Raw genomic sequence first — 23,793 nt, 5'->3', positions numbered from 1 at the left:
AGGCACACCACACGCCACCGCCATCCGGCCGCGGCGCTACTTCTCCCGAAAGACCGTGACACCGTCCCAGTCGTCGGGCACGCCGTCCTTCAGCAGCATCTCGCAGCGGGCGACGAACGTCCGGCACGGACCGTCGTTGGGGTCCTCAGCAGCGAGCGCCCGGAAGGCCTCGCCTGCCACCGCCACGTCGCCGCGCCGGTAGGCCGCCAGCGCGACACGCCAGCGCTCGACGAACGCCTCGATGAGCGCCTGGTCGGCGGCCGCTTCCGGCGAGCGCGCGGCCATCGGCTCGTAGACCTGCAGCATGCGCGTCATGCCCGCCGGCACGACCATGTCGACCTCCCGCCAAATGAACGCATCGCGGGCCGCCTCCGCCACCTGGCCGCTGGCCAGGATCTGCGTGCCGTAGACCTTGTTCAGGGCTTCGATGCGCGAGGCGACGTTCGGCACCGCGCCGACGACAGTGTAGTTCATCCGGTCCAGCGAGCCGATATTGCCGACGATCGCCATGCCGGTGTGCAAGCCGCAGCGCGTGCGGAACACGGCGCGTCCGCGCTGCGTCCATTTCGATTCCAACCGCTCGCTGGCATGCGCCGCCGCCAGCGCCGCCCGGCAGGCGCGCCCGACGTGGTCCGCATCGTCGCTGGGCGCGTTCCAGATCGCCATGATGCTGTCGCCGATATACTTGTCGATCGTGCCGCCATGGTCCATGACCACGCCGCCGAGGCTTTCGAGGTACTTCGACAGCCGCTCGACGAGCTGCTCCGGCTCCATCGCCTCGGCGGTCTGCGAGAAGCCCGCGATGTCGGTGATCAGTACCGTCACCGGCTGGCGGGCGCCGCCGATCACCGCGCCGGCCGGCGATTCGATGACGCGCTGCACCAGCTGGCGCGGCACGTAGCGGCCGAACTGCTCGAGGCCGCCCCGCATCTGCTCGACGGCCTGGTCGAGGCGGTCGATCTCGCTGACGCGGCTGGCGACCCGGCTGGCGTCGGAAAAATCGAGGCGGCGGAAATGGTCGGTCTTGTTGGCGATCCGCGACAATGGCGCCGACATCTGCCGGGCCGCGAACGCGCCGCCGGCCAGCGCCAGCAGCACGGCCACGGCGGCGACGATCGCGGAGCGCCGGATCAGCGCGCCGGTCTCCGCCGTGAGCTCCGCGACCGGCGCCGCGACCGCGAGATAGAGCCGCCGGCCCAGCGCGGGCGCCAGGGCGCGGGCCTCCAGGCGGATCTCCGTGCCCGCCATCGACCGCGTGACCGTCGCGGCCTCGCCGCCGCGTCCGGCCAGCGCCCGGACCTCGGCCAGCGCCCAGCCCACGACATCGCCCCGCATGGATGCGGACTGCAGGTCGGTCCGCGCCAGCACGCCGCCGCTGTCAGTCGCGACCACGATCAGGCTCGATGGCGTGACCTTGTGGGCGACCAGCAGCCGCGACACGGCGGCGAGCGTCAGGTCGGCGCCGATGACCGCCGATCCGTCCGGCAAGGGTGTCGCGATGGTGACGCCGATCCCGCCGGCCCCGGCGAACGTGTAGGGCTCGGTGATGACCGGCCTGCCGCTGCCGAGCGCCTCGGTGAACCAGCTCCGCTCACGTGGATCATAGTCCTGCGGGTGCCACGGCGTGCCGACGACCTCCGCCCCGTTCGCATCGAGGAACGCCCAGCGATCGACGCGCCCGTCGCCGTCGCCTTCAATGGTACGGATGCCGGTGACGGCGTTCTGCGGAGCACCGATCTCTTGCCGCCGCACGTCGGCCAGCCGGTCAAGCTGGGCGGCGTAGAGGAAGCCGCCGTCCCCGAACCCGACATAGCCCGCGGCCATGTTGGGGTGGCGCTTCAGCATGTTGACGAGCGCCAGGCGGCCCGGCGCGTCGTGCCTGGTCATGACCGCAGCAGCGTCGGCGTAGACCCCGCTGTCGGCCAGCGCCTGCTGCGTGTTGGCGAAGCGTTGGAAGCCCTGATCGGCCAGGGTGGATATGGTCGATTCCAGCGCCTGGCTGCGCGCCGCGAGCACGGCTTGCTCGAGCTGCGACGAGGTGTACCGTCCGATGCCCAGCAGCGTCCCCACGAGGGGCAGCAGGATGACCGCCAGGAGGCACAGAAGGCCAACGCCGAACGGAATGGCGAACGGCCTTCGCATCATCAAGGCTCCCATCCGGTCCACGGGCCGGCAACAAGCATTCCCGTCGCCAGACCGCAGCGACGGACTGGGGTGAGCGTTAGGCAGAAGCTGGCGCCGCCGCTATCCGAAAGCCGAACCCGGCTGCCAGGCACGGCACGTCCGCCGGCCGGCCGGGCGATCGCATATGGCGCGACGCCGCGCTGGCGCCTTTCCGTCATCCCGAGCGCAGCGAGGGATCTCCTGCGAATAGCGCACCGTGCGTCTTGCCGCAGGAGATCCCTCGCTGCGCTCGGGATGACAGGAGGGCCATATGCGATCGCCCTGCGCCGGCCGGCGATGCGATGTCCGACGGCCCAGCTGGCGCCGACTGCGGTCAGCCCGGCACGACGCTGCTGCGCTTCGCCCACTGCACGTAAGGCATCGCGACCAGCGCCCCGACCACCAGGTAGAGCAGCATCGCCGGCAGGACGAGCGTGTCGTCGGGGAAGTTGGCATGGGCGAGCGCAATGGCGACGCCGGGATGACGGGCGCCGCTGGCGAGCGCCAGCACGGTGCTCTCGCCCGACGCCGGGCCCGCCAGCGCATGGCCCGCGGCAAGACCAACCGCCACGAGCGCTGCCAGCGCCAGCACCGTGCCATTGCCGATCAGCGACAGGATCGCGGGCCATGCCGTGATCAGCACCGGCACGAGGGCCACCACCAGCACGACGGCCGCCGTCACAATGACCGGCCGTGCGGCCTTCCCGGCGATTGCCGGCGCGACAGCGCGCACGAGGATGCCGATGTCCAGGGGCAGAAGGACGCTCAGCGCGACGACCTTGGCGATCGCGGCGGACGGCATCGCCAGACGCGCCGGAAACAGGGGGTCGATCAGCCGCAGGACCAGCGGAATCAGCACGATCGACAGGAGTGCGGCGGCCACCAGCAGGCCGATGGTGTAGGCGTGCTGCCCGCCTGCCTTCATCGCCTTGAGCGGCAGGAACGGCGGCACCGGCGAGAGCGCGATCGCGACAAGGGCGACCTCCACCGCGTGCGGCAGCTGGAACACCAGGATCACCGCCAGCGCGAATGCCGGCACCAGCACGTTCATGGCGACGATGGCGCGCAGCAAGTCGGCCGGCCGCATGAACAGGTGCAACGCCGAGCGGATGTCGGCCTGCAGGCCGAGGCTGAGGACGAGCAGGAAGATGCTCGACTGCAATGCGATGGGCAGCAGGCTGGCAAGCGTCATGGCGTCACCCGGCGGCCAGGGGCATTCGGGCCAGGAAGAACAACGTGACCACGAGGATCACGACGCTGGCGGCAACCAGCCCGCGGCGCGGCCAACGGCCCTTCAGGACGGCGCTGATGCCGGCCAGGAACAGCACCAGCCCGAAGAACACGGTGATCCGCACATAGCTGTCCGAGGTCCTGTTGGCGTTGTCGGCCGCGGCATAGGCGGCGGCCTGCTTGCGGCGCAGCTCGGCGAGCGCGTCCGCGCCGGGCTGCACATACCCCTCGACCTGGAACGGCGAGCGTGCGGCTTTGGGATTGTCCTTTGGGTGGCTCTCCAGCCAGGCCCGCGTCGCCGCCTGCAGCTCGGGCGACAGCCGCCCGAGCAGGAAGCCGGCACGGCGCTCGTCGCCGTCCTCATGCGCATCCAGGAAGCGTTCGAGCATGAAGAGCTCGAGCACATGCTGCTGCCCGAGCTCGACCTCCTTCACCGCCGCCTGCCGGCCGATGCTGCCCATGTCGGCGAGGCGAAAGGTCTGGATGCCGCCCCACAGCGAGCTTTGATAGCTGCTCCACCCGGTTGCCAGCGTCGCCACCCCCATCACGACGGCGATCAGCATCTCGCGCCAGAAGTCGCTGCGCGCCATCTCCGTTGCGGCAGGATCGGTCTCAGGCACGGGAGCCTCCGGCAGCGGGTGCCGGGCTGCAGCCGCACGGCACGACATGATGGGCCGCGACACCGGGCGGCAAGGGATCGCGCCAGGTCTTCGGCAGCTGGACCGGAACCTGGGATGGTTGCGATGCCCCGGCGTGGTGCATGGCCGCGCGCGCCCCGTGCAGCGTGTCGGATGGGCGCTCGCCGAACAGGCGCGCATACTGCAGGGCGAACCGGCTGAGATTCTCGAACTGATGATCGTAGGCGGCCGCCGTCACCGTCGCGCCGGAGCGGCCCAGCAGCAGATGCCGGCGCGCGCGATTGAGGCGATCGGCCAGGATGTATTGCGCGGGCGTGACACCAATCACCCTGATGAATGCGTATTGCAACGACCGCTCCGTCACCCCCAGGCCCCGGGACAGGTCGCGCACCGTGATGCGCCGCTCCATCTCCTGCTGCACCATCCTCATGGCGGCCACCGCGAGCTCGTAGCGCGCGACACGCACGAGCGGCGGCTGCGCCTCGAGATGCCGCGGACAGCTCAGCACTTCGGCCAGGCGCTCCCTCAAGGCATCCAGAATGGCATCGGGTCGCGTCGCGGCGCCGTCCTGCGCGCCCTCCGACAACGCCGCCTCGAATACCATCCGTACCCAGTCGCGATAGCGTCGGACGGTAGCCGGCTGCGCGACCAGGACACGACACTCAGGATCGGCATCGGCAAGATTCGCGAGCGGCGCCTCCCACGCCGCCAACGTTTCATGGCGGACGAAGACGCCGATCGATTCCCAGGGTTCGTGCGACAGCACGCAGGCCTCGCGGCCCGATGGAACCGCCACGAACGCGCCCGCCGGCAGGTCAATCCCGCACCACCGTTTAGGTGACACGTGCACGATGAGCGCGCGCCAGCCGGGCGCCTCCATCGATCGGACGGCGGCGGCGCGATCGAAGCGCAGATGTGAGAGAACGACATCACCGACATCGAGGCAATCGAGCGTGAGCGACAGGCGACCGGCAGAGAGCTGCGTGGCATCCATGTCCCAGATGCCTTGCAGCTGCTCGCGGCACTGGCCGAAATCACTGAAACTATGCCGAGCGACGTGGTGACTCATCGCCTCTCCCCTGAACTCTCAGGAGACCATCGGCGAAACAGCATTGACCTAACATTGGACCGAAGTCCAACATGCCGTTTCTACTTAAGGGTTTCCAACTCGGCGCACGAGTATTTGCACCAAGATTATTGCGGCACCGTGCTAGGATCGCGCCCTCCAGGATCCACTCTTGGGGGAAGAATGCTGGCGTTCTGCCAGCCCCTCCGGGCCGTCGCTCTGGCGTTGCTGCTGTGTTGTGCGATCTGCCTCGCGCCAGCACGGGCGCAGGTGAAGCACGTGCTGATCATCGGCCCCAACACATATGAACTGGCCGCCAGCGCGATCGTCACCAGCGCGGCCAGCAAGCGGCTCGCGGAGAGCTGGCCAGGAAAGGTCGAGGTCTTCACCGAGTTCCTCGATTCAAGCCGGTTTTCCGGGCAGCGCTTCGAACAGACGATCGCAACCTACCTGAGCGAGAAATATGCGGCGACCCCGCCCGACGTGATTCTCGCTCTGGGTCCGCAGTCATTGCGGTTCGTCATCGGCCAGCGCAGCCGGATCGGCCCCGCCACGCCGCTGGTCTTCTGCTGCATCTCGCCCACGACCCTTGCCTCCGTCGAGCTGCCTGCCAACGCCGGCGGCATCATCAGCGACTTCGATCTCGCCAAGACCATGGAGCTCGCGGCGAGCCTGCAACCTGACGCGCGCAACGTGGCCGTCATTGCCGGGTCGACGGCGTTCGACAAGCAATGGGCGGAAACCGCGCGGCGCCAGCTGGCGGCTTTCGAGCCGCGCTATACTTTCCGGTATCTGACCGGGCTACCGATCGCGCAGCTTCTGGACGAGCTCAGAAGGCTGCCTCGCAACACAATCGTCATCTACACGACGATGTTTGCCGATGGTGCCGGCCGGCCCTTCCCAAGTCCGCGTGACATCGTGCCGGCAGTCTCGGAGGCGTCACGCGCACCGGTCTACAGTCCTTACGACAGCTACCTGGATCTCGGCATCGTCGGCGGCCACATGGACACCTTCGAAGCGACCGGCATCGCGATCGCGGACCTGGCGCTCGAGGCGATGGCCGGTGGAAAGCTCACCGTCCGGCCGAACTCGACCCGCTCGTACAGGGTCGACTGGCGACAGCTGCAGCGCTGGGGCCTGTCCGAGACCAATCTCCCGGCCGGCACCGTCATCCTGAACAAGGATCCTTCGTTCTGGGAGCGGTATCATGATGTCATCATAGCGACCGCGGCCGCCTTCGCCCTGCAGACCGCGGTGGTGATGTTCCTGCTGGTCGAGCGGCGCCGCCGCCTCCACGCCGAAGGCTCGCTGCGGGAGAGCGAGGAGCGGATGGGCTCGGCCGCGGCATCGGTCAATGTCGGCCTCTGGCAGCAGGACATGGGCAGCGGCCGGCTGTGGGGCACCGATCATTGCCGTGCGATGTTCGACATTCCGGCCGGCCTCCCCCTGACTCGCGAGGCGCTGCTGAACGCGGTCCACCCCGACGACCAGGCCGCGGCCCGACGATGGCTGGGAGACATGGAGCAGTCGAGCACGTCATTGACGGGCGAGTTCCGTGTCGTGCTCAAGAGCGGCGACATGCGCTGGTACTTGTGGCGAAGCACGACCCGCCTCGACGACAACGGCAGGCCCGTGAGCGTCAGCGGCGTCTTCAGCGACATCACCGCGCGCAAGACCGCCGAAAGCGAGGCTGACTCCCAGCGCCAGACGCTGGCTCACATCACGCGGGTCACGACGCTGGGCGAGCTGTCGGGCGCGATCGCGCACGAGATCAACCAGCCGTTGACGGCGATCCTGGCCAATGCCCAGGCGGCGCGCCGCATGCTGGGCTTTCGGCCGCCGCCGCTGGAGGAGGTCAGCGAGGCGCTCGACGACATCATCACGGAGGACAACCGGGCCGGCGACGTCATCCGGCGGCTGCGCACCATGCTGAAGAAGGGCGAGCCCAGGTCGGAGCCCGTCCTGCTGAACGATCTCGTGAGGTCGGTGCTGCGCCTGCTGCGCAGCGAGCTGATCGATCGCCGGGTCAATGTCGACCTCGACCTCGCCGACGACCTGCCGGTCGTGGCCGCGGACCAGGTCCAGATGCAGCAGGTGCTGACCAACCTCGTGATGAACGCGATGGATGCCGTGACGTCGCCCGGCGCGGCGCGGCGGCGGATCACGATCGCCACGGCCGCGCCGCGGCCGGGCTATGTCGAGACCGTGGTCGCCGACTGCGGTCCCGGCCTCGCCGCCGATCAGCAGGCGCGGCTGCTCGAGCCGTTCTTCACGACAAAGGAGCATGGGCTCGGCCTGGGCCTCGCGATCTGCAAGTCGATCGTCAACGCCCATGGCGGCGTGCTCAGCATCGTCAACGCGGCCGACCGCGGCGTGCGCGCGAGCTTCACGCTGCCGGTGGCGCCGGCGATGGCGGGGGCCGGATGAGCACCGCGCCGTTCACGATCTATCTCGTCGACGACGACGCCGGCGTTCTCAAGGCGCTGGCGCGGCTGCTGACGTCGCACGGCTATGACGCGCGGACCTTCACGTCGGCCCGCGATTTCCTCGACGCGCATGACCCCGCGCTGCCGGGATGCGCCGTCCTGGACGTCGCCATGCCCGACCTCGACGGCCTGCAGCTGCAGCAGGCGCTGGCGGAAGGCGGCGCCGGCCGTCCCGTCATCTTCGTCACCGGCCGCGGCGACATCCCGACCAGCGTGCGGGCCATGAAGGCGGGCGCGGCCGATTTCCTGACCAAGCCGGTGAAGGAAGAAGACCTGCTTGACGCCATCAGCCGCATCAGGGAGCGCGAGGCGCTGCTGCACCATGAGCGGCAGGAGCTGCAGGCGGTCCGCTCCAGGCTCGCCACCCTGACGCCACGCGAGCACGAGGTGCTGACGCACGTGATCGCGGGGCGGCTGAACAAGCAGATCGCCTTCGACCTCGGGACCGTCGAGAAGACCATCAAGGTGCATCGCGGCCGCATGATGGAAAAGATGGGCGTGCGCAGCGTCGCCGAGCTGGTCCGGATGGCCGAGCGCGCCGGGATCCGCCCGCCCGAGACGTGAAGGGGTTCCCCGACAACCATCCCCCGGGCATATTGGCCTTTGGGCCAACTGTCTGCCGCGGCGATCCGGACGGACAATGGCGCATGACGCAAAGCTCGACGCGCGTCGCCGTGGTCGACGACGACACATCCGTGTGCCGGGCTTTGGCGCGCCTGCTGCGCGCCCACGGCCTTGCCGTCGACACCTATGGCTCGGCGCGGTCGTTCCTGGACTCGCTGGGCCGATCCGTGCCCGCCTGCGTGGTGATGGACCTGCAGATGCCGGAAATGACCGGGCTGGAGCTGCAGCAGCAGCTCACCGCCGGTGGCTTCCACATACCGGTGATCGTCATCACGGCGCATGACGCCGCGGACACACGGCAGCGATGCCTGACGCAGGGCGCCGTGGCCTACCTGGTCAAGCCGTTGCGGGAAGAGACGCTGCTGCAATCCATCACCGCCGCGACAGGCATTTCGGGCACGGCCGGCCCTGAGGCGCGCGGGTGACGCTTCGGCCCGGGTCGAAGCATCGGCCGCGGCCGGCCGGCTATCGCTGGCGGCGTGACACGGCATCGATGGCCTGCCCTTCTCACGCTGTGCCTGGCGGTGCTGATCGCGCAGGTCGACACTGCCGTCGTGAACCTCGCGGTGCGGCCGATCGGGCAATATTTCTCGGCCGGCGCCGCGGCGCTGCAATGGACCGTCGACAGCTACAACCTCGTCTATGCCGTCCTGCTGCTGAGCGGCGGCCTGCTGGCGGACCTGCACGGCCGCCGCCGCATCTTCGTGACCGGCGCCGCGATCTTCACCGCGGCGTCGCTGGGCTGCGCGCTGGCGCCGACGATCGCCGTCCTGGTCGCCGCCCGGGCCGTCGCAGGCCTCGGCGCGGCGCTGCTGCTGCCGGCCTCGCTGGCGATCATCCGGGTCGGGTGGCCCGACGATCGCGACCGCGCCCGGGCGCTGGGCCTGTGGGCGGCCTGCAACGGACTTGCCCTGGCCATCGGCCCGACGCTGGGCGGCGTGCTGATGCGTTGGGCCGGCTGGCGCAGCATCTTCTTCGTCGTGGTGCCGGCCGGCGCCGCGACCATCGCCTTGGCGCCGCGGACCCTGGACGAGTCGTCCGATCCGCAGGGTCGGCACGGCGATGCCGCCGGCCAGGTCCTGGGCGCGATCGCCCTGGGCGCCCTGGCATGCGCCGCCGTCGCGCTGCATGACGACGCGCGCCTCGCCGGCATCGCCTTCGCCGCCGCGCTGCTGGCCCTGATCGTCTTCATCCGCACCGAGGCGGCGCACGGGGCGGCGGCGATGGTTCCCCTCGACCTCTTCCGCGCGCCGGTCTTCACCGCCGCGATGATGGCCACGACAGGCATGACGTTCGGCATGTACGGCGTGCTCTTCCTGCTGCCGCTGACCTGGCAGGGCACGCAGCGGCTCGACGTGCTGGGCGCCGGCATCGCGCTGATGCCGATGGCGCTGATGTTCGTGCTCAGCTCGCCGTTCTCGGGCGCCTTGACACGCCGGCTGGGTCCGCGGCCGCTGTGCTGCGGCGGTGTGGCGGTGATCGCAGCCGGGCTGCTGACCATCGCCGGCACTGCCGGCATGCCATCCCTGCTCCCGGCCCTGCTCGGCCTGACGCTCACGGGGCTGGGCATGGGGCTGGCGACGGGGCCGCTGATGGGATTGGCGGTCGGCGCCGTCGCCGCCGCCCGGGCCGGCACGGCCAGCGCCCTGATCAACGTCGCCCGCATGAGCGGCGCCACCATCGGCGTGGCGCTCCTGGGCACGCTGCACGGCCTGGCCGGCGGCGGCACCGCCGGCCTGCGGCTGGCGATGCTGCTGGGCGCCGCGGTCCAGCTGGCATGCGCCGCGACCGCGTGGGTGGCGACACGGCCGCGGCCGTAACGCCCGCCGCGCCGTTTCCTTGGCGGTTTCCACGACCGCTCCCACGCCGGCTCCCGCAGCGCCGGGCTACGGAGGCGCCCTGCGGTTGGCCGACCTTGGGGGCCTCGATGCTGGCAACGTCACTGGCGCGCGCGCTGGCCGCGCGCGGCATTCACTACGGCTGGGTCATGACCGCCCTGGCCCTGGGCTATGGCGTCTGCGCCTCGGCGACGCTGGGGATACCGGGTGTGCTGCTGGTGCCCATGGCGGCCGAATTCGGATGGTCGATCGGCGACCTGTCGGGACCGCTGGCGCTGCGCATGACGCTGTTCGGCCTGGTGGCGCCTTTCGCCGGCGCGCTGATGCTGCGCTACGGGCCGCGGGCCGTGCTCGTCGCCTCGGCGGTGCTGCTGATCGGCGGCCTGCTGCACGCCATGACGATGTCGACGTTGTGGGAGCTGTGGCTGGCGCTGGGCACCGTCCTGGGGATCGCCTCGGGCATGACGTCGCTGGTGCTGGCCACCACGATCGCCACGCGCTGGTTCGTGGCGCGGCGTGGCCTGGTGCTGGGCATCCTCAGCGCCGCCACCGCGACCGGACAGCTCGTGCTGTCGCTGCTGCTTCTGCGGCAGGGGCGCGTGGGGTCGACGGTCGCGGCGCGTCAGGCCCTGTAGCGCGCACGCCATCGCGGCGCATCTGCCGCCGCCCGTTCAAGGAAGGCAGTCGCGGCTGTCGATGTTGGGGTTGAAGCCGGTTTGCGGGTTCTGGCGCAGCTTGAGCAGCCGGTCGCGATCCTCGGCCGTCAGCGACGCCTGCGAGGCGCCGGCGGCGATCAGCGCGTCGGCGGCGACCGGCGATCGCGCCCACGTCGCCTTTTGCAGCGGGGTCTGTCCGGACATCGACGAAGTCCTGTCGAGCTGCGCGCCGTGCGCCGCCAGCATGTCGAGGAACGCCCGCAGCCGGGGTGCCTCGCGCGCGTCCCAGGCGAAGCCGATCAGCGATAGAAGCGGTGTGTCGACCGGCGGGCGGCCGGGCTCCTGCGGATCGCCATTGGCATCGAAGCCCTTTTCCTTCAGCAGCCAGGCCCCGACGCGCAGGGCGGCGCCCGAGGCCGCGGCATTGAGCAGCGTGGCATTCTCATCGAGACCGCTGCCGCGCATGGTCAGCGGCACCCCCGCCTCGAGCAGCCGCTGCAGCAGGTCGAGCCGGTCACGCTGGGCGGCGACCCAGGCGGCCTTCTGCCGTCCCTTGTCATCGGACTTGGCAAGCAGCAGGCCGATCGCGGCTTCATCGCCGCGGGCCACGCTCACGGCCAGGCTATTGAGCGCGCTCAGACGCACGCCTTCGCAAGTCTGCAGGCTCGCGACGGCGTTGGAAACCGGGCCCGGGGTCGGGTTGGCGCCTTTCGACAGCAGATACGCCATCGAGCGGGATGCACCCTCGACCGTGGCGCTGAGCAGGAACGTATCCAGCAACGCCGCGCAGTCGGCGGCGCAGACGTTCAGAGCCTTTTCGACGGCGGCGGGATCATTCGTCTTGATGGCCGGGTAGACCTGGCTGGTGCGCCGGTAGACGTCCGACTCCCGGGAGGATTGGGTCAATGCGCTACCCACGAACCACAGCGCGGTGGCGACAGCCACGAGCTGGAGAAGCAGCACGAGATTGAGCCAGATGACCGCCCATCGCCGGCGCCGGGCATAGAAGAGGTTGGCGATCAGGCTGGGCACATTGAGGAGCGCCCCCAGCACCACGCCTGCCGCGATCAGATATCCGCCATACCTGCCAGCCCCCGCGCCCAGCAGCCATCCGGCGACCGGCGTGGCCACGGTGAGGATGCCGAGGATCCAGCAGAGGATGCCCAGCGCCGTCGGACCCTGACGAGGCGAAGCGTTCATGGAAGCATCGCGAGGACATCCCGACGCAAGGGTGGAGCGTGCACGGCCGGTTGGAGATTTAAGCACCGCGCCGCCTTTGGCCACAACGGAAGTCAGGGCGCACCCTGCCCGCCGCGCCGCGCTCGCTGTCATCGTGAGCGCAGCGAAGGATCCCTTGGACCATAGGCGCGCACGGGCAGGGCCCACCGAAACGCCGTGCGCGATGGATGCTCCCGTGCGACAGCAGGACATTCGCATATGCCCCTACCGTCATCCCGAGCGCAGCGGGGGATCTCCCGCGGTATGGCGCACCGTGCGCCATACCGCAGGAGATCCCTCGCTGGCGCTCGGGATGACTGCGAGGGCGCTCGGGATGACAGCGTGCAAGCCCGTCAAATCGCCGCGGCCCGCAGGGTCCGCTGCTCCCGATCATTGCGCCCCGGCAAGGCTTCCGTTCCATCCAGGCAGGACACTGAAGACGCCGCCGGTCGGCCCGATCGGCATCCACACCTGCTCTCGCTGGAGATCGCCTTGGAGTCCGGATTCCTGTCGGCCGCCTTCTTCTCGTCCTTGTTCTCCATCGTCCTGATGGACCTCGTGCTGGCAGGCGACAACGCCCTCGTCATCGGCCTGACGGCGCGCAGCCTGCCCCGGGACAAGCAGCGCATGGCCATCGTCTGCGGCACGCTCGGCGCCATCGTTGTGCGCGCCGTGATGGCTGTCCTGGTCGTGTACATCCTCAACGTGCCGGGCTTCATGCTGGCCGGCGGCATCGCCCTGATCTGGATCTCGCGCAAGCTGCTCAAGCCCGAGCCTGCCGCCGGCAGCGTCCATGCCGCGCAGGCGCCGACGGTATCCCTCCTCGGCGCGGTGCGGACCATCGTGATCGCCGACGCCGTGATGGGCATCGACAATGTCATCGCCATCGGCGGCGCCGCGCATGGCAGTGTCGTGCTGGTCATGCTGGGCCTTGCCATCAGCGTGCCGATCATGGTCTGGGGCAGCCAGCTCGTCATCAAGCTGGTCGACCGCTATCCGTCGGTGATCCTGCTGGGCGGCGCCGTGCTGGCGTGGACGGCCTACTCGATGATCGCGCGCGAGCCGCATCTGCAGCCGTGGCTCGCCGGCCACGGCGCGACCAGGCCGGTGCTTGCGACGCTGGTCTTCTCGCTGTCGTTGGCGCCCTGGTACATGGCGCGGCTGCCGAGCGGGGTGCGGCCGCTGATGAAGCTGCTGCCGGCCCTGCTGGTCTGGATGCTGACCTTCGAGGCTGCCGCCACCATCTGGAGCGTGCAGGTCGACCACCTGCTGGCGACAGCCAGCGGCGAATACGTCGTCGAGGGATTGCGCTGGATCGGCTGGCTGCCCCTGGCCGCCGCCTTCCTGTGGCTGCGCGAGCGCTTCCCGCCGCACCCCGGACGAACGGCACAGGGCTGAGGCCACATCCCACCGGCAGGGCCGCCGCCGGTGGACTTCGCCCTGCTCAGCGAGATTGCATCGCGGCCGATAACGATCACTAATGCATGGAGGCGCGCAAAGGTGGCTTCAGCTAGCGGCGGGCAATGGCGCCGCCCGCCCGGAGAGGACGGAGATGACGGCTTCGCGGAAGGCAGCGGCAAAACCCATTAAGGATCATCCCTTCGTCATCAAGCTCAGCCGCTCGATCCAGCTCGACGATGCCGACCTGACGGCGCTCGACGCCCTGCTCAGCCGCAACGTCATCGCGAAGAAGGCAAAGGACCTCATCGTCGAGGGCTACGAGTACCGGGTGCTGCATGTGGTCGAGAGCGGCTTCGCGATCCGCTACAAGCTCCTGCACAACGGCAAGCGCCAGATCGTGAACGTGATCCTGCCCGGCGACATCATCGGCTTTCCGGCGTGCTTCTACGAATACGCCGTCTTCTCGGTCACCGCGATCGGCAACATGAGCCTGCACCAGGTGCCGCTCGAAGCGTTCGCCGACCTTTGCCTGAGCCGGGCGAGCATCGCGACGGCGCTGGTCTGGTTCGCGGCGCGCGAGGCCGCGATATACGCCGAGCACATCATCGACACGGGGCGTCGCGAACCGCTCGAGCGGGTCGCCCACTTCCTGCTGGAGATGCTGGCCCGCCTGCAGGCTGCGGGCTGCGCCTCGGGGAATTCCTTCGAGATGCCGCTGTCGCAGGAAGGCATCGGCGACGCCGTGGGATTGAGCGCCCCCCATATCAGCCGGATGCTGGGCGAGCTCAAGAACGAGGGATTGATCGCCGTGAACGGGCACAAGGTGACGGTCCTGGACATGGCGGCGCTGCAGATCCTCGGCGAGTTCCGCCCTGCCTATCTCGGCCGGACACCGGTTCCGGACCGCCGCCGCTAGCGATCCTCGGCGTCAGCCCGGAAAAAAATGCCGGAGCGGCACGGCGTAGCGGCGGGGTGAGGCCTGGCCGACACGCTCCGGCAGGGCTGCGAGCTCCTCGGGAGAGCGAGGAACCACGCCAAGTGGCAGCTTACGGTTCGCGCAGATCCATCATCGCGCCCTCTCTTCGCACGGTGCGACCACGGCCCTGCGGCTATCGGGCTGCGGCGCCTGCCTGGCGGCAGCCGCCCGACGCAAGGCCTTCATCTCCTCGAACCGCTTGGTGACGTCCCGCAGGATGGCCGCGATGCCCAGTATCCGGCCGGTCCGGTCGCGGAACGGCAGGATGGTGAACTCGACCGAGATGCGCGTGCCGTCCTTGCGCTGGGCCGGGACCGCGAGCAGATCGCCGGCGCCATAGCGCGTCTTGCCGCTTTGCACCGTCCCGGTGTAGCCGAGGCGGTGCCGTTCCCGCAGGTTCTGCGGGATGATGATGTCGAGCGGTTGGCCCATGGCCTCCGCTGCCGAGAAGCCGAAGACCCGCTCCGCTCCCTTGTTCCAGAAGCCGATCCGGCCTTCGGCGTCGGCATAGATGATGGCATCGGCCGCCTCGCAGGCGAGGGTCCGGTAGAACCGGTCGACGTCGGGGGTCATGGCCTCACCGGGCGCGCTTGCGTCCCCGGATCGGCACAGGTCGCGGACTGAGCCCGGCGTAGAGCAGGCCCGCCATCAGCGTCGTGGCAAGAACCCACAGGGCCTGGAGCCAGACGGCGACCGGGATGCCCCACATCGCCGGATCGGCCGGGTTCGAAACCGGGCCGGACAGCACGACGCCGAACGGCACGAGAAGCAGCAGCAGCCACCATGCGCTCGGCCGGCGCTCTTTGCCTGTGAATGTCGGCATGGAATGTCTCCTCAGGAAGGACGGCTTACCGTCCTGCGCACACTAGGAGGGGGCCGCCCGGCCCGCCCTGCCGGGAAACATTGCGCCGGCGCAAACCGTCGAGGGTCGTGAGTCGTGACTGTCATCCCGAGCGCAGCGAGGGATCTCTTGCGAAGGACGCACGGTGCGCCATTCGCAGGAGATCCCTCGCTGCGCTCGGGATGACAGATATGTCAGCGGCCGGCGCTGCAAGATATTGGAGGCGCGGCGCGGCGGGTCCGCAATCGTCCTTGTGAACGCTGTGTCATGCTCATCCCGAGAGACTTTGCCGTGCAGCCGGACGTCGCGCAGAGGGCAAATCGGGACAAAAGCGGACATCGCGGTCCGCGGGCGCCACTCGACGACGGTCGAAGCGGCGCCCTATATTTTCCGCCATGCAAAGGGAGGATGGCTCGTGATCAAGCGTTTCCATGTCCTCTATGTCGGCCAGGTCAATCTCGACCATGTCGGCCTCGGCGGCACGCCGGCCAACGACCGCCGCTATGACAACCAGCGCCTGAGCGAGGTCTTCGAGACCGCGCGCGACGTGGCGCGCACCATGGACGAGCTGGGCTACCACGCGCTGTGGACGGCCGAGCATCACTTCCAGCACGAAGGTTACGAGTGCCTGCCCAACCTGGTGCAGCTCGGCCTGTGGCTGGCGACGCAGACCAAGCGGCTGAAGTTCGGCTGCGCCTTCAACGTGCTGCCGATGTGGCACCCGATCCGCCTGGCCGAGGACTACGCGATGGCCGACATCGTCACCGACGGGCGGATCATCATGGGCGTCGGCCGCGGCTACCACAGCCGCGAGGTCGAGACCTTCGGCGCCCCTCTGCTCGATGCCGAGGCCAACCGCGCCTACTTCGAGGAGCAGCTCGAGCTGCTGCTGAAGTGCTTCAACGAGGAGTCGTTCCACTTCAAGGGCAAGTACTTCGAGTGCCCGCCGCCGGTCGACTACCGCGGCTACCGCCTGAAGGAGATCACGGTGGTGCCGCGGCCCAAGCACCTGCCGGTCGAGGTCTGGATGCCGATCGCCAGCGGCAAGACCATCGACATGATGGCGCGCCACGGGCTCAAGGCCATGGTGACGCTGAACGGCGAGAAGATCCTGGACGACGTCGTGCGCGCCTACCACGATGCCTGCGCCCGCCATGGCCGGCCCAAGACGCTGGGCCAGGACGTGATCTGGGGCGCCGGCCTCTATCTTGCCGGCAGCCAGGAGGAAGCGATCCGGCGCGTCGAGCCGGCGCATGACGAACGCTACAAGTGGTTCGCGCCGTTCGGCTTCGTGCGCTACGCCGACGAGCACGGCCGCACCTGGGGCACCCCGGGCGCGCCGGCATCGATCCCGACCATCCGCGAGGGCGTGAAGCAGAAGGCCTGGTTCTGCGGCACGCCTGCCGAGGTGACCGACGGCATCCGCTCGATCGAGGCGAAATATCCCGGGCTGGAGGATTTCATGATCCATTGGGCCGAGGGCCTGTCGCCGGCCGAGTTCAAGGACCAGCTGCGCCGCTTCGCCCACGACGTGATGCCGGCCTTCGCCGGCGCCAGGATGGCGGCGGAATAGAGCCGGCGCTGCCGCTCTCCACAGGCTTTCACACCGCCGTCATCGATCCGTCACAGACAGCCGCTAGGTGGGCGCGGCGGAGGACAATGGCCATGCAGCAGCGGTGGCGTATCGTGGGCGTGCACGCCCTTGTGGACGACGGCCTCGCCGCCGACACGGCGCTGGGCATCGATGGCGACGTGATCGCCGACATCGATGCCCCGGCAGCCGGCGTGCGCGAGCTGCGCTTCGATGGCCTGCTGGCCCTGCCCGGCATCATCGACCTGCACGGCGATGCCTTCGAGCGCCAGCTCATGCCGCGGCCGGGCGTGTTCTTCGCCGACGACCTGGCGCTGCTGGACACCGACCGGCAGCTCGCCGCCAACGGCGTGACGACCGCCTATCACGGGCTCACATGGTCGTGGGAGCCGGGGCTGCGCGGCACCGAGCGGGCGCACGCCATGGCCGAGGCCCTCGACCGGCTGCGGCCGCAGCTGGCCTGCGACACCCGCCTGCACCTGCGCTGGGAGACCTACAATCTCGACGTCGTGCCCGACGTAATGCAATGGCTCGATGCCGGCCGCATCCATCTGCTGGCCTTCAACGACCACACGCCGCCGATGCTGGCCCGGCTGGACGATGCCGCGACATTGCTGAAATACGCCGAACGCGGCGGCACCACCGTGACGGCGTTCCGCGACCTGCTGCGCTCGGTCGGCGCGCGCCACGGCGCGGTGCCGGCGGCGATCGCGACGCTGGCCGGGCATGCCGGCCGGCTCGGTGTGCCACTGGCCAGCCATGACGACGAGACGCCGGCGCAGCGCGCCGCGCTCCACGCGCTGGGCTGCACGCTGTGCGAGTTCCCCAAGAACCGGGAAACGGCGCAGGCCGCGCGCGCCACCGGCGATCACGTGCTGATGGGCGCGCCCAATGTCGTGCGCGGCGGCAGCCACCTGGGCGGCGTGTCGGCGGCGGCGCTGATCGGCGACGGGATCTGCGACGTGCTGACCTCGGACTACTACTACCCTGCCCTGCTGCACGCGCCGTTCCGCCTGGCGCGCGACCATGGCAGCGATGTCGGCCGGTTCTGGCCGCTGGTGTCGGCGCAGCCGGCCCGCGCCGCGGGACTGCGCGACCGCGGCACGCTGCAGCCCGGCCGGCGCGCCGACCTCATCCTGGTGGACGCGCGCGATGGGCAATGGCCGCGGGTCGTCGCCACGGTCGTGGCCGGCCGTATCGTGCATCACGACCGCCGCGCCGACACGCTGGCGGCGTGAGCAGCGACCCTACGCCTTGTACGGACCGCCCTTGCCGGGCGAATAGGTGATGCATGTCGCGCCGTCAGGGCTCCACCGGATCATCAGATCGTGCTTGGTGGCCCCTGTTTCGCTCCAGAAGACCGGACGCATATCGGTCGACATGAGGGCCAATGCCCGCGTGCGCGGGTGGGGCCTCAGGAAATTGCCCGGCAGATTGCCGAGATAGAACTTCGCCCAGCCTTCGACCTTGACCAGTCCGCGCGAGTTGGCGGTCCCTTCCTGCTCGTACTCGTCGTCGTAGTCGGTGAGCCGGTTGCCATGATCGACGACGTCGGTGTCCTTGCGCACCTGCCAGGCCTCCCAGTACTGCACGGCCGGGTCCAGCCTTGGCAGCCACTGCTGGCCGTCCCAGACTTCGAAGCGCCCTTCGACCTCGTCCTCCTTCCTCTGCACGAACGTGCATGTCGTCGCGGTGATCTTCTGGATGATCCATCCGTCCTGCGGCGCGGCGCTGGCCAGCCTGAAGCGCACCGGCCACTTAAAGCGGCCCTGCCGCGTGATCACCGGCGGCACCGTGCCGATCTGCACGGCGATGCCGGCGCTGTGCATGATCGTTGGTGGGCGCCGCCCTTGCGGTCCGGGCGGTTTGGGAAAGGACGTAGCCATGGCGTGCTCCCTCGATCGCGATACCGGCAGGTCCGTCGGTCCGGGCGCTGCAGCCGACATATCGCAGCCGTCAGACATGGCTGATCGCGCAGCCGGCACGGGTCATGCCCTTGCCTTCCGGGAACCTCGGAATCTCATCATGCACGCAACGGGTGCTTCATCGGACAGCGCCACCCGAAGCGCGCAGATCATACACCAGGAATCCGTGCTGGTACATAAAGCTGTATCAAGGGCCGGTGACTCAACTCGTGTCGCGGCGTTCCTGCCAGCCGAGCGCTGTCATCCCGAGCGTAGCGAGAGATCTCCCGCGGAAGACGCACGGTGCGCCATTCGCAGAAGATCCCTCGCTACGCTCGGGATGACAGGTAGTGCTCGGGATGGCAGATGGGGCGTAGGATGACGGGCTGGAATCGGGGCCATCGTGGATCAGTTTCCTGCACGCCGATCGACTTTTCCTCACGCTCATGCCGCTTCCCTCGGGCGAGCCGTGCTGTCATTGAACGGCAGCCCTGCCGGTTCCCGGCCGGGGCGTGTAGCTTGCTTGTGTTCCCGGAATGCCGGGCGGGAGAATCGACAGTTCCGATGATCAGCAACGAGGATTTGCCCGACGGCATCCGCATCCAGCCATTGACGCCGCATGCCGATGATCGCGGCGTCTTCACCGAGATCTTTCGCGAGGAATGGTCGATCGGCTGCGCGGCCGTGCAGTGGAACGCCGTGCACAGCGTGGCGGGTGTGCTGCGCGGCGTGCACGTGCATGCCACGCATCACGATTACCTCGTGGTGCTGTCCGGCGTCATGGTCCTGGGCCTGCACGACATCCGGCCGTCAAGCCCGACCCGCGGCTGCTCGCGCCTGCTGACGCTCGAGGCCGCGGCGCCGCGCGCCATCACCATTCCGCCCGGCATCTGCCATGGGTTCTACTTTCCGGTGGCGTCGCTGCATGTGTATGCCGTTTCCGCCTATTGGAACCCGCAGGACGAGCTCGGCTGCCGGTTCGATTGCCAGGAGCTTGAATTGGCGTGGCCCACCGGCTCCCCTCGCCTGTCGGCACGTGACCGCATGGCCGGCAGCTATCTGCAGATGTGCGAAGCATATCGCGCACGGCATGACGCGCTGGCGTCCGGAGCATCAAGGTGAACGGCGGCGGCATCGCGCAGCCCGCGATCGGCCTGGTCGGCTTCGGGCGCTGGGGGCGGCACATATTCCGCGACCTGCGCGCGCTGGGCGCGACCGTTCACGTCGCTGTTCCCGGCGACGCCAGCCGGCAAGCAGCCGCCGAGGCCGGGGCGGCGTCGGTGCAGGCGAACCTGTCGGCATTGCCGGAGGTCGACGGCTACATGGTCGCAACGCCGACGGCAACCCATGCGCAGGTCATCGCCGCGCTGCTTGCCCGCAACCGGCCGATCTTCGTCGAGAAGCCGCTGACCAACGACGTCGACGCTGCGCGGCACCTCGTTGAGCAGGCGGCGGACCGCCTCTTCGTCATGGACAAGTGGCGCTACCATCCCGGTATCCGCGCGCTGGCGCAGCAGGCCCGCTCCGGCGCGCTGGGCGAGATCCTGGCCGTGCGCACCCTGCGGCTGGGCTGGGACAACCCGCATCGCGACGTCGATGCCGTCTGGATCCTGCTGCCGCACGACCTCAGCATCGTGCTCGAGATCCTGGGCGCGCTGCCGGCAGCGCAGGCGGCCTTCAGCACCGTTCCGGGCAGGCCCGGCAGCGACCTGATCGCCGTGCTGCACGACGGGCCGGGCAGCGCGCAGGTCACCATCGAGGTTTCGTCGCACCATCCGACGTCGCGCCGTGCCGTCGTCGTGGTCGGGACCAAAGGCGTCGCGCAGCTTCCCGATTCCTATGACGACCGCATCCTGACGGCGGCGGGCGTGCCGGGCGAGATGACGTCCAAGCCGACCGACATCGCCGTCGGCGGTGAGATGCCGCTGCTGCTGGAGCTCGAGGCGTTCGTGGCGCATCTGCGCGGCGGACCGCCGCCGCGCTCCTCCGCCCGCGAGGGCCTGATGATCGTCGAGCGCATCCACGCGCTGCGCCGCCTGGCCGGCCTGCCATGAGCCGAGCCGCGCCGCTCTTCACGGTGCTGCTGCCGGTGCATCGGCCGCCGCACCTGCTGCCCTTCGCGATCGACAGCGTGCTGGCGCAATCCGAGCCCGATTTCGAGCTCGTCGTGGTCTGCGACGGCGCGCCGCGCGAAACCATCGATTGCGCGCGCGCCTACGCCGCGCGCGACCGGCGCGTCGTGGTGCGGCCGTTCGAGAAGGGCGAGCGCCATGGCGAGGCGCATCGCCATGCCGTGCTGGCGGCGGCGGCATCCCGGTTCGTGGCCCAGATCGGCGACGACGATCTGTGGTTCCCGGATCACCTGGCGGAGCTCGCCCTGCTGCTGGACAAGGTCGATTTCGGCAACCTGCTGCAGGCCGAGCTGTCGCCGCAGGGCGCGGTCGACATCCATATGGGCGACCTGGCCGATCCCGAGATCCGGCGCCGCATGCGCGAAGGCGCCTGGAACTTCTTCGGCCCGACCTGCGCCGGATACCGCCTCGGCGCCTATCGCTGCCTGCCGACGGGATGGAGCCCGGCGCCGCCCGATGTGTGGAGCGACCTCCATATGTGGCGCAAGTTCCTGCAGCGCCAGGACCTGGCGTTCGGCACGCGCTTCTCGGTGCAGGCGGTCAAGCTGTCGGCGGGCACGCGTGCCGGCATGCCCCTGGAGGACCGCGCCGCCGAACACCGCGCCGTGGCGGCGCAGATGACCCACGAGGCGGAGCGGCGCAATTTCCAGGCGCGTGCCTTCCAGGCGATGTTCAAGGCGCTGTTCGTGACGTCGTGAGATTTAGCGGCGGCGCCCGGCAATGACGTGAAGGCGGCGCGTTCAAGCCGCGACGTAGGGGGCCAGTGTCTGACGATGAGCAGCGAAGCGCGCTGCCGCGAGGTCGATGAAGGCGCGGACCTTCGCCGACAGATGGTGGCGATGCGGGTAGATCGCGTTGATGGCGAACTCCATGGGCCGATAGGCTTCCAACACGTGAACCAGGCGGCCGGCGCGCAGATCCTCGCCGGCGATGAAGCTTGGCGCCAGGAACAGGCCCTGGCCCGCCAGCGCGACGTGCTGCAACGTCTCGCCGCTGGCGCTCAACAGGTTGCCCGACACCCGGACGGCCGCGGGCTTCCCATCGGGGCCGATGAAGCGCCACTCGTCGCCGAACGGATAGAAGGCGTAGCGCAGGCAGTTGTGCCGCGTGAGATCCTCCAGACGCTGCGGCATCCCGTGCTTCTCCAGATAGGCGGGCGCCGCGCACAGGAAGTGCTGCCACGGCGACAAACGGCGGACGATCAGGCTGGCGTCCGACGGCTGCAGCGTACGGATGGCGAGATCGATGCCCTCCTCGACCAGGTCGACCATGCGCTCGCCCATGCCGAGCTCGATCGATACGTCAGGATAGAGCGTCAAGAACTCGGTGATCACCGGCGCCAGGAAACGCACGATGTGCGTGTTGGTGTAGATGCGCAGCGTGCCGCGCGGCATCGACTGCAGGGCACCGGCGACACGGTCGGCCTCCTCGAGCTCGGCCAGGATCTGGACGCAGCGCTCGTAGTAGACCTTTCCGACCTCGGTCAGGCTCACCTTGCGCGTGGTGCGATTCAGCAGCCGGGCTCCCAGGTGGTCCTCCAGCGCCTGCACATGGCTGCTCACCATCGTCGCCGACATGTTCAGCCGCCGCGCCGCGGCCGAGAAGCCGCCGCTGTCGACCACACGGGTGAACACCGTCAAGCTGGTCAGCCGATCCATGGGTCCGATTATCCGCTCTGACCGGATGATATACCCGATTCTGGGTCAATTATCATCCGACTGCCTGGGAAATATATCACCCGCCAAAGGACGGGTAACCTGATCCCGATGAACCGAGATCGCCCGGCCGGAAAGGGTTCAGATGGCTGGGATTTCTCGGATGGCCAACGTCACGGCCTTCCTGGGCGACAAGGCCCGCCTCCCCTCGCTCAGAACGATCAAGCGCGCCGCGCTGGGCGGGGTCATGGCCGTCGGTATCGCCGCGACCGGATATTATGGCCACCAGTTCTGGACGATCGGCAGGTATCTCGAGTCGACCGACGACGCCTACGTCAAGGCCGACTACACGACGATCGCGCCGAAGGTGACCGGCTACATCGCCGACGTGCTGGTGCGCGACAACGAGAGCGTCAGGCGCGGACAGGTTCTGGCCCGCATCGATGACCGCGACTACCGGGCCGCGCTCGACCAGGCACGCGCCGATGTCGCGGCAGCCGAGGCCGCCATCCGCAACCTCGACGCCCAGATCCAGCTGCAGCAATCCATCGTCGACCAGCAGAAGGCAGCGATCGCAGCCACCGAGGCGACGCTGCAATATGCCCGGGAAGACCATGCCCGCTACGCCGATCTGATGAAGACAGGCGCCGGCACGATCCAGCGCGCCCAGCAGGCCGAATCGATCCTGCGGGAAAAAACGGCGCAGCTGCAGCGCGACCAGGCCGGGCTGGCAGCGGCGCGAAGACAGATCGACGTGCTGGTGAGCGAGCTCGGCAAGGCCATAGCGCAGCGTGATCGCAACCAGGCCGCCGAGCGCCGGGCCGAGCTGAACCTGTCCTACACGGTGATCGTCGCGCCGGTCGACGGCACGGTCGGCGCCCGCTCCCTGCGGATCGGCCAGTATGTCCAGGCCGGCACGCAGCTCATGGCGGTGGTGCCGCTGCACGCGGTCTATGTCGTCGCCAATTTCAAGGAAACGCAGCTGACGCATGTGCGCAGCGGCCAGCGCGTGGAGATCGCGATCGACGGCTTCCCGGATGCGACGCTGACGGGCCACGTCGACAGCCTGTCACCCGCCAGCGGGCTGGAGTTCGCGCTGCTGCCGCCGGACAACGCCACCGGCAACTTCACCAAGATCGTGCAGCGCATTCCCGTCAAGATCGTGCTCGACGACAGCGATCTGGCCGGCCTGCTGCGTGCGGGCATGTCGGTGGTGCCCACCATCGACACCAAGGCCGCGGCGCTTGCCGCGCGCGGAGCGCCGCTTCGCTCGACACCACCGGCGAACCCACCCGCGGGCCCGACGACAAATCATCGGCTGAGTGAAAACCCGGTCGGTCACCCGGCAACAGGATCGTGACGACCCGGCCGTCT

Annotated in this window: 22 protein-coding genes; 13 read left to right on the top strand and 9 right to left on the bottom strand. The window is 69.2% G+C overall.

What is annotated here, in order from left to right:
- Nucleotides 1-36: 36 nt before the first annotated feature.
- The 4 genes from FHP25_RS03890 to FHP25_RS03875 all read right to left on the bottom strand — a co-directional run bounded on the left by FHP25_RS03890 (nucleotide 37) and on the right by FHP25_RS03875 (nucleotide 5,025).
- Nucleotides 37-2,145 (bottom strand): adenylate/guanylate cyclase domain-containing protein, encoded by a 2,109-nt coding sequence (locus tag FHP25_RS03890; protein ID WP_178133270.1) that lies wholly within the window; start codon nucleotides 2,143-2,145, stop codon nucleotides 37-39.
- 352 nt (nucleotides 2,146-2,497) lie between these two features.
- A complete protein-coding gene (locus tag FHP25_RS03885; RefSeq protein ID WP_147845585.1) occupies nucleotides 2,498-3,355 on the bottom strand; it encodes a Na+-dependent transporter in 858 nt (285 codons plus the stop codon).
- Between the two features lie 4 nt (nucleotides 3,356-3,359).
- Nucleotides 3,360-4,013: a hypothetical protein gene (locus tag FHP25_RS03880; protein ID WP_147845584.1), complete on the bottom strand. Its 654-nt coding sequence runs from the start codon at nucleotides 4,011-4,013 to the stop codon at nucleotides 3,360-3,362.
- Nucleotides 4,006-5,025, bottom strand: a complete 1,020-nt coding sequence (locus FHP25_RS03875) for an AraC family transcriptional regulator (protein WP_178133269.1) — start codon at nucleotides 5,023-5,025, stop codon at nucleotides 4,006-4,008. Before FHP25_RS03875 ends, FHP25_RS03880 begins: the two co-directional genes overlap by 8 nt.
- 12 nt (nucleotides 5,026-5,037) lie before the next feature.
- Between FHP25_RS03875 and FHP25_RS03870 the strand changes: the two genes are divergently transcribed.
- From FHP25_RS03870 to FHP25_RS03850, 5 genes are all read left to right on the top strand, one after another.
- Nucleotides 5,038-7,524, top strand: a complete 2,487-nt coding sequence (locus tag FHP25_RS03870; protein ID WP_147845582.1) for a sensor histidine kinase — start codon at nucleotides 5,038-5,040, stop codon at nucleotides 7,522-7,524.
- Nucleotides 7,521-8,147: a response regulator transcription factor gene (locus tag FHP25_RS03865; protein ID WP_147845581.1), complete on the top strand. Its 627-nt coding sequence runs from the start codon at nucleotides 7,521-7,523 to the stop codon at nucleotides 8,145-8,147. Before FHP25_RS03870 ends, FHP25_RS03865 begins: the two co-directional genes overlap by 4 nt.
- 83 nt (nucleotides 8,148-8,230) lie before the next feature.
- Nucleotides 8,231-8,632 carry a response regulator transcription factor gene (locus FHP25_RS03860; protein ID WP_147845580.1) on the top strand — a complete coding sequence of 134 codons (402 nt, stop codon included), beginning with the start codon at nucleotides 8,231-8,233 and terminating at the stop codon, nucleotides 8,630-8,632.
- 54 nt (nucleotides 8,633-8,686) lie between these two features.
- Entirely contained in the window at nucleotides 8,687-10,027 is a 1,341-nt protein-coding gene (locus tag FHP25_RS03855) for an MFS transporter (protein ID WP_218578158.1), read from the top strand.
- 107 nt (nucleotides 10,028-10,134) lie between these two features.
- Nucleotides 10,135-10,680, top strand: coding sequence for an MFS transporter (locus FHP25_RS03850; RefSeq protein ID WP_178133268.1), 546 nt, complete (start codon nucleotides 10,135-10,137; stop codon nucleotides 10,678-10,680).
- Nucleotides 10,681-10,716: 36 nt separating this feature from the next.
- Here FHP25_RS03850 and FHP25_RS03845 read toward each other — a convergent pair whose 3' ends face one another.
- Nucleotides 10,717-12,033, bottom strand: coding sequence for a hypothetical protein (locus FHP25_RS03845; RefSeq protein ID WP_178133267.1), 1,317 nt, complete (start codon nucleotides 12,031-12,033; stop codon nucleotides 10,717-10,719).
- Between the two features lie 378 nt (nucleotides 12,034-12,411).
- Here FHP25_RS03845 and FHP25_RS03840 point away from each other — a divergent pair, with 378 nt between their 5' ends.
- Together FHP25_RS03840 and FHP25_RS03835 are read left to right on the top strand one after the other, a co-directional pair.
- Nucleotides 12,412-13,317: a TerC family protein gene (locus FHP25_RS03840; protein ID WP_218578157.1), complete on the top strand. Its 906-nt coding sequence runs from the start codon at nucleotides 12,412-12,414 to the stop codon at nucleotides 13,315-13,317.
- Nucleotides 13,318-13,471: 154 nt separating this feature from the next.
- Nucleotides 13,472-14,236: a Crp/Fnr family transcriptional regulator gene (locus tag FHP25_RS03835; protein WP_178133266.1), complete on the top strand. Its 765-nt coding sequence runs from the start codon at nucleotides 13,472-13,474 to the stop codon at nucleotides 14,234-14,236.
- A gap of 150 nt (nucleotides 14,237-14,386) precedes the next feature.
- Here the strand turns inward: FHP25_RS03835 and FHP25_RS03830 are convergent, their stop codons facing one another.
- Together FHP25_RS03830 and FHP25_RS03825 are read right to left on the bottom strand one after the other, a co-directional pair.
- Nucleotides 14,387-14,869, bottom strand: a complete 483-nt coding sequence (locus tag FHP25_RS03830) for a PAS domain-containing protein (protein WP_147845574.1) — start codon at nucleotides 14,867-14,869, stop codon at nucleotides 14,387-14,389.
- A 4-nt stretch (nucleotides 14,870-14,873) separates the two neighbouring features.
- On the bottom strand, nucleotides 14,874-15,119 hold the full coding sequence (locus tag FHP25_RS03825) for a DUF3311 domain-containing protein (protein WP_147845573.1): 246 nt from the start codon (nucleotides 15,117-15,119) through the stop codon (nucleotides 14,874-14,876).
- 433 nt (nucleotides 15,120-15,552) lie between these two features.
- Between FHP25_RS03825 and FHP25_RS03820 the strand changes: the two genes are divergently transcribed.
- Nucleotides 15,553-16,710: an LLM class flavin-dependent oxidoreductase gene (locus FHP25_RS03820; protein WP_178133265.1), complete on the top strand. Its 1,158-nt coding sequence runs from the start codon at nucleotides 15,553-15,555 to the stop codon at nucleotides 16,708-16,710.
- Nucleotides 16,711-16,802: 92 nt separating this feature from the next.
- A complete protein-coding gene (locus FHP25_RS03815; protein WP_147845571.1) occupies nucleotides 16,803-17,966 on the top strand; it encodes an alpha-D-ribose 1-methylphosphonate 5-triphosphate diphosphatase in 1,164 nt (387 codons plus the stop codon).
- A 9-nt stretch (nucleotides 17,967-17,975) separates the two neighbouring features.
- On the opposite strand, the gene FHP25_RS03810 is transcribed toward FHP25_RS03815, so the two are convergent.
- Nucleotides 17,976-18,614 carry a hypothetical protein gene (locus FHP25_RS03810; protein ID WP_147845570.1) on the bottom strand — a complete coding sequence of 213 codons (639 nt, stop codon included), beginning with the start codon at nucleotides 18,612-18,614 and terminating at the stop codon, nucleotides 17,976-17,978.
- A gap of 582 nt (nucleotides 18,615-19,196) precedes the next feature.
- On the opposite strand from FHP25_RS03810, the gene FHP25_RS03805 reads away from it, so the two are divergent.
- Genes FHP25_RS03805 through FHP25_RS03795 form a run of 3 tightly spaced genes read left to right on the top strand, consistent with a single transcriptional unit; the run spans nucleotide 19,197 to nucleotide 21,462 of the window.
- Entirely contained in the window at nucleotides 19,197-19,754 is a 558-nt protein-coding gene (locus FHP25_RS03805) for a dTDP-4-dehydrorhamnose 3,5-epimerase family protein (RefSeq protein ID WP_178133264.1), read from the top strand.
- The gene (locus FHP25_RS03800; protein WP_178133263.1) at nucleotides 19,751-20,686 is read left to right on the top strand and encodes a Gfo/Idh/MocA family protein; all 936 of its coding nucleotides are present in this window, start codon (nucleotides 19,751-19,753) and stop codon (nucleotides 20,684-20,686) included. The genes FHP25_RS03805 and FHP25_RS03800 overlap by 4 nt, the downstream gene beginning before the upstream one ends.
- Nucleotides 20,683-21,462: a glycosyltransferase family 2 protein gene (locus tag FHP25_RS03795; protein ID WP_147845567.1), complete on the top strand. Its 780-nt coding sequence runs from the start codon at nucleotides 20,683-20,685 to the stop codon at nucleotides 21,460-21,462. The genes FHP25_RS03800 and FHP25_RS03795 overlap by 4 nt, the downstream gene beginning before the upstream one ends.
- A 42-nt stretch (nucleotides 21,463-21,504) precedes the next feature.
- Here FHP25_RS03795 and FHP25_RS03790 read toward each other — a convergent pair whose 3' ends face one another.
- Nucleotides 21,505-22,422, bottom strand: a complete 918-nt coding sequence (locus FHP25_RS03790; RefSeq protein WP_147845566.1) for a LysR family transcriptional regulator — start codon at nucleotides 22,420-22,422, stop codon at nucleotides 21,505-21,507.
- Between the two features lie 160 nt (nucleotides 22,423-22,582).
- Between FHP25_RS03790 and FHP25_RS03785 the strand changes: the two genes are divergently transcribed.
- Nucleotides 22,583-23,779: an HlyD family secretion protein gene (locus tag FHP25_RS03785; protein WP_231712196.1), complete on the top strand. Its 1,197-nt coding sequence runs from the start codon at nucleotides 22,583-22,585 to the stop codon at nucleotides 23,777-23,779.
- The last annotated feature ends 14 nt before the right edge of the window (nucleotides 23,780-23,793 follow it).

It is taken from the genome of Vineibacter terrae, from assembly GCF_008039615.1.
GTDB classification, from domain to species: domain Bacteria; phylum Pseudomonadota; class Alphaproteobacteria; order Reyranellales; family Reyranellaceae; genus Vineibacter; species Vineibacter terrae.
Note: the sequence above shows the minus strand (reverse complement) of the source record. Positions and strands in the feature narration are given on the sequence as shown.

Excerpts from the sequence above, each read along its gene's own strand:
- FHP25_RS03785 (WP_231712196.1), top strand. The coding sequence starts at position 22,583 with ATGGCCAACGTCACGGCCTTCCTGGGCGACAAGGCCCGCCTCCCCTCG.
- FHP25_RS03790 (WP_147845566.1), bottom strand. The coding sequence starts at position 22,422 with ATGGATCGGCTGACCAGCTTGACGGTGTTCACCCGTGTGGTCGACAGC.
- FHP25_RS03875 (WP_178133269.1), bottom strand. The coding sequence starts at position 5,025 with ATGGATGCCACGCAGCTCTCTGCCGGTCGCCTGTCGCTCACGCTCGAT.
- FHP25_RS03845 (WP_178133267.1), bottom strand. The coding sequence starts at position 12,033 with ATGACAGCGAGCGCGGCGCGGCGGGCAGGGTGCGCCCTGACTTCCGTT.
- FHP25_RS03810 (WP_147845570.1), bottom strand. The coding sequence starts at position 18,614 with ATGGCTACGTCCTTTCCCAAACCGCCCGGACCGCAAGGGCGGCGCCCA.
- FHP25_RS03830 (WP_147845574.1), bottom strand. The coding sequence starts at position 14,869 with ATGACCCCCGACGTCGACCGGTTCTACCGGACCCTCGCCTGCGAGGCG.
- FHP25_RS03860 (WP_147845580.1), top strand. The coding sequence starts at position 8,231 with ATGACGCAAAGCTCGACGCGCGTCGCCGTGGTCGACGACGACACATCC.
- FHP25_RS03795 (WP_147845567.1), top strand. The coding sequence starts at position 20,683 with ATGAGCCGAGCCGCGCCGCTCTTCACGGTGCTGCTGCCGGTGCATCGG.
- FHP25_RS03805 (WP_178133264.1), top strand. The coding sequence starts at position 19,197 with ATGATCAGCAACGAGGATTTGCCCGACGGCATCCGCATCCAGCCATTG.
- FHP25_RS03815 (WP_147845571.1), top strand. The coding sequence starts at position 16,803 with ATGCAGCAGCGGTGGCGTATCGTGGGCGTGCACGCCCTTGTGGACGAC.
- FHP25_RS03890 (WP_178133270.1), bottom strand. The coding sequence starts at position 2,145 with ATGATGCGAAGGCCGTTCGCCATTCCGTTCGGCGTTGGCCTTCTGTGC.
- FHP25_RS03865 (WP_147845581.1), top strand. The coding sequence starts at position 7,521 with ATGAGCACCGCGCCGTTCACGATCTATCTCGTCGACGACGACGCCGGC.
- FHP25_RS03885 (WP_147845585.1), bottom strand. The coding sequence starts at position 3,355 with ATGACGCTTGCCAGCCTGCTGCCCATCGCATTGCAGTCGAGCATCTTC.
- FHP25_RS03835 (WP_178133266.1), top strand. The coding sequence starts at position 13,472 with ATGACGGCTTCGCGGAAGGCAGCGGCAAAACCCATTAAGGATCATCCC.
- FHP25_RS03850 (WP_178133268.1), top strand. The coding sequence starts at position 10,135 with ATGCTGGCAACGTCACTGGCGCGCGCGCTGGCCGCGCGCGGCATTCAC.
- FHP25_RS03825 (WP_147845573.1), bottom strand. The coding sequence starts at position 15,119 with ATGCCGACATTCACAGGCAAAGAGCGCCGGCCGAGCGCATGGTGGCTG.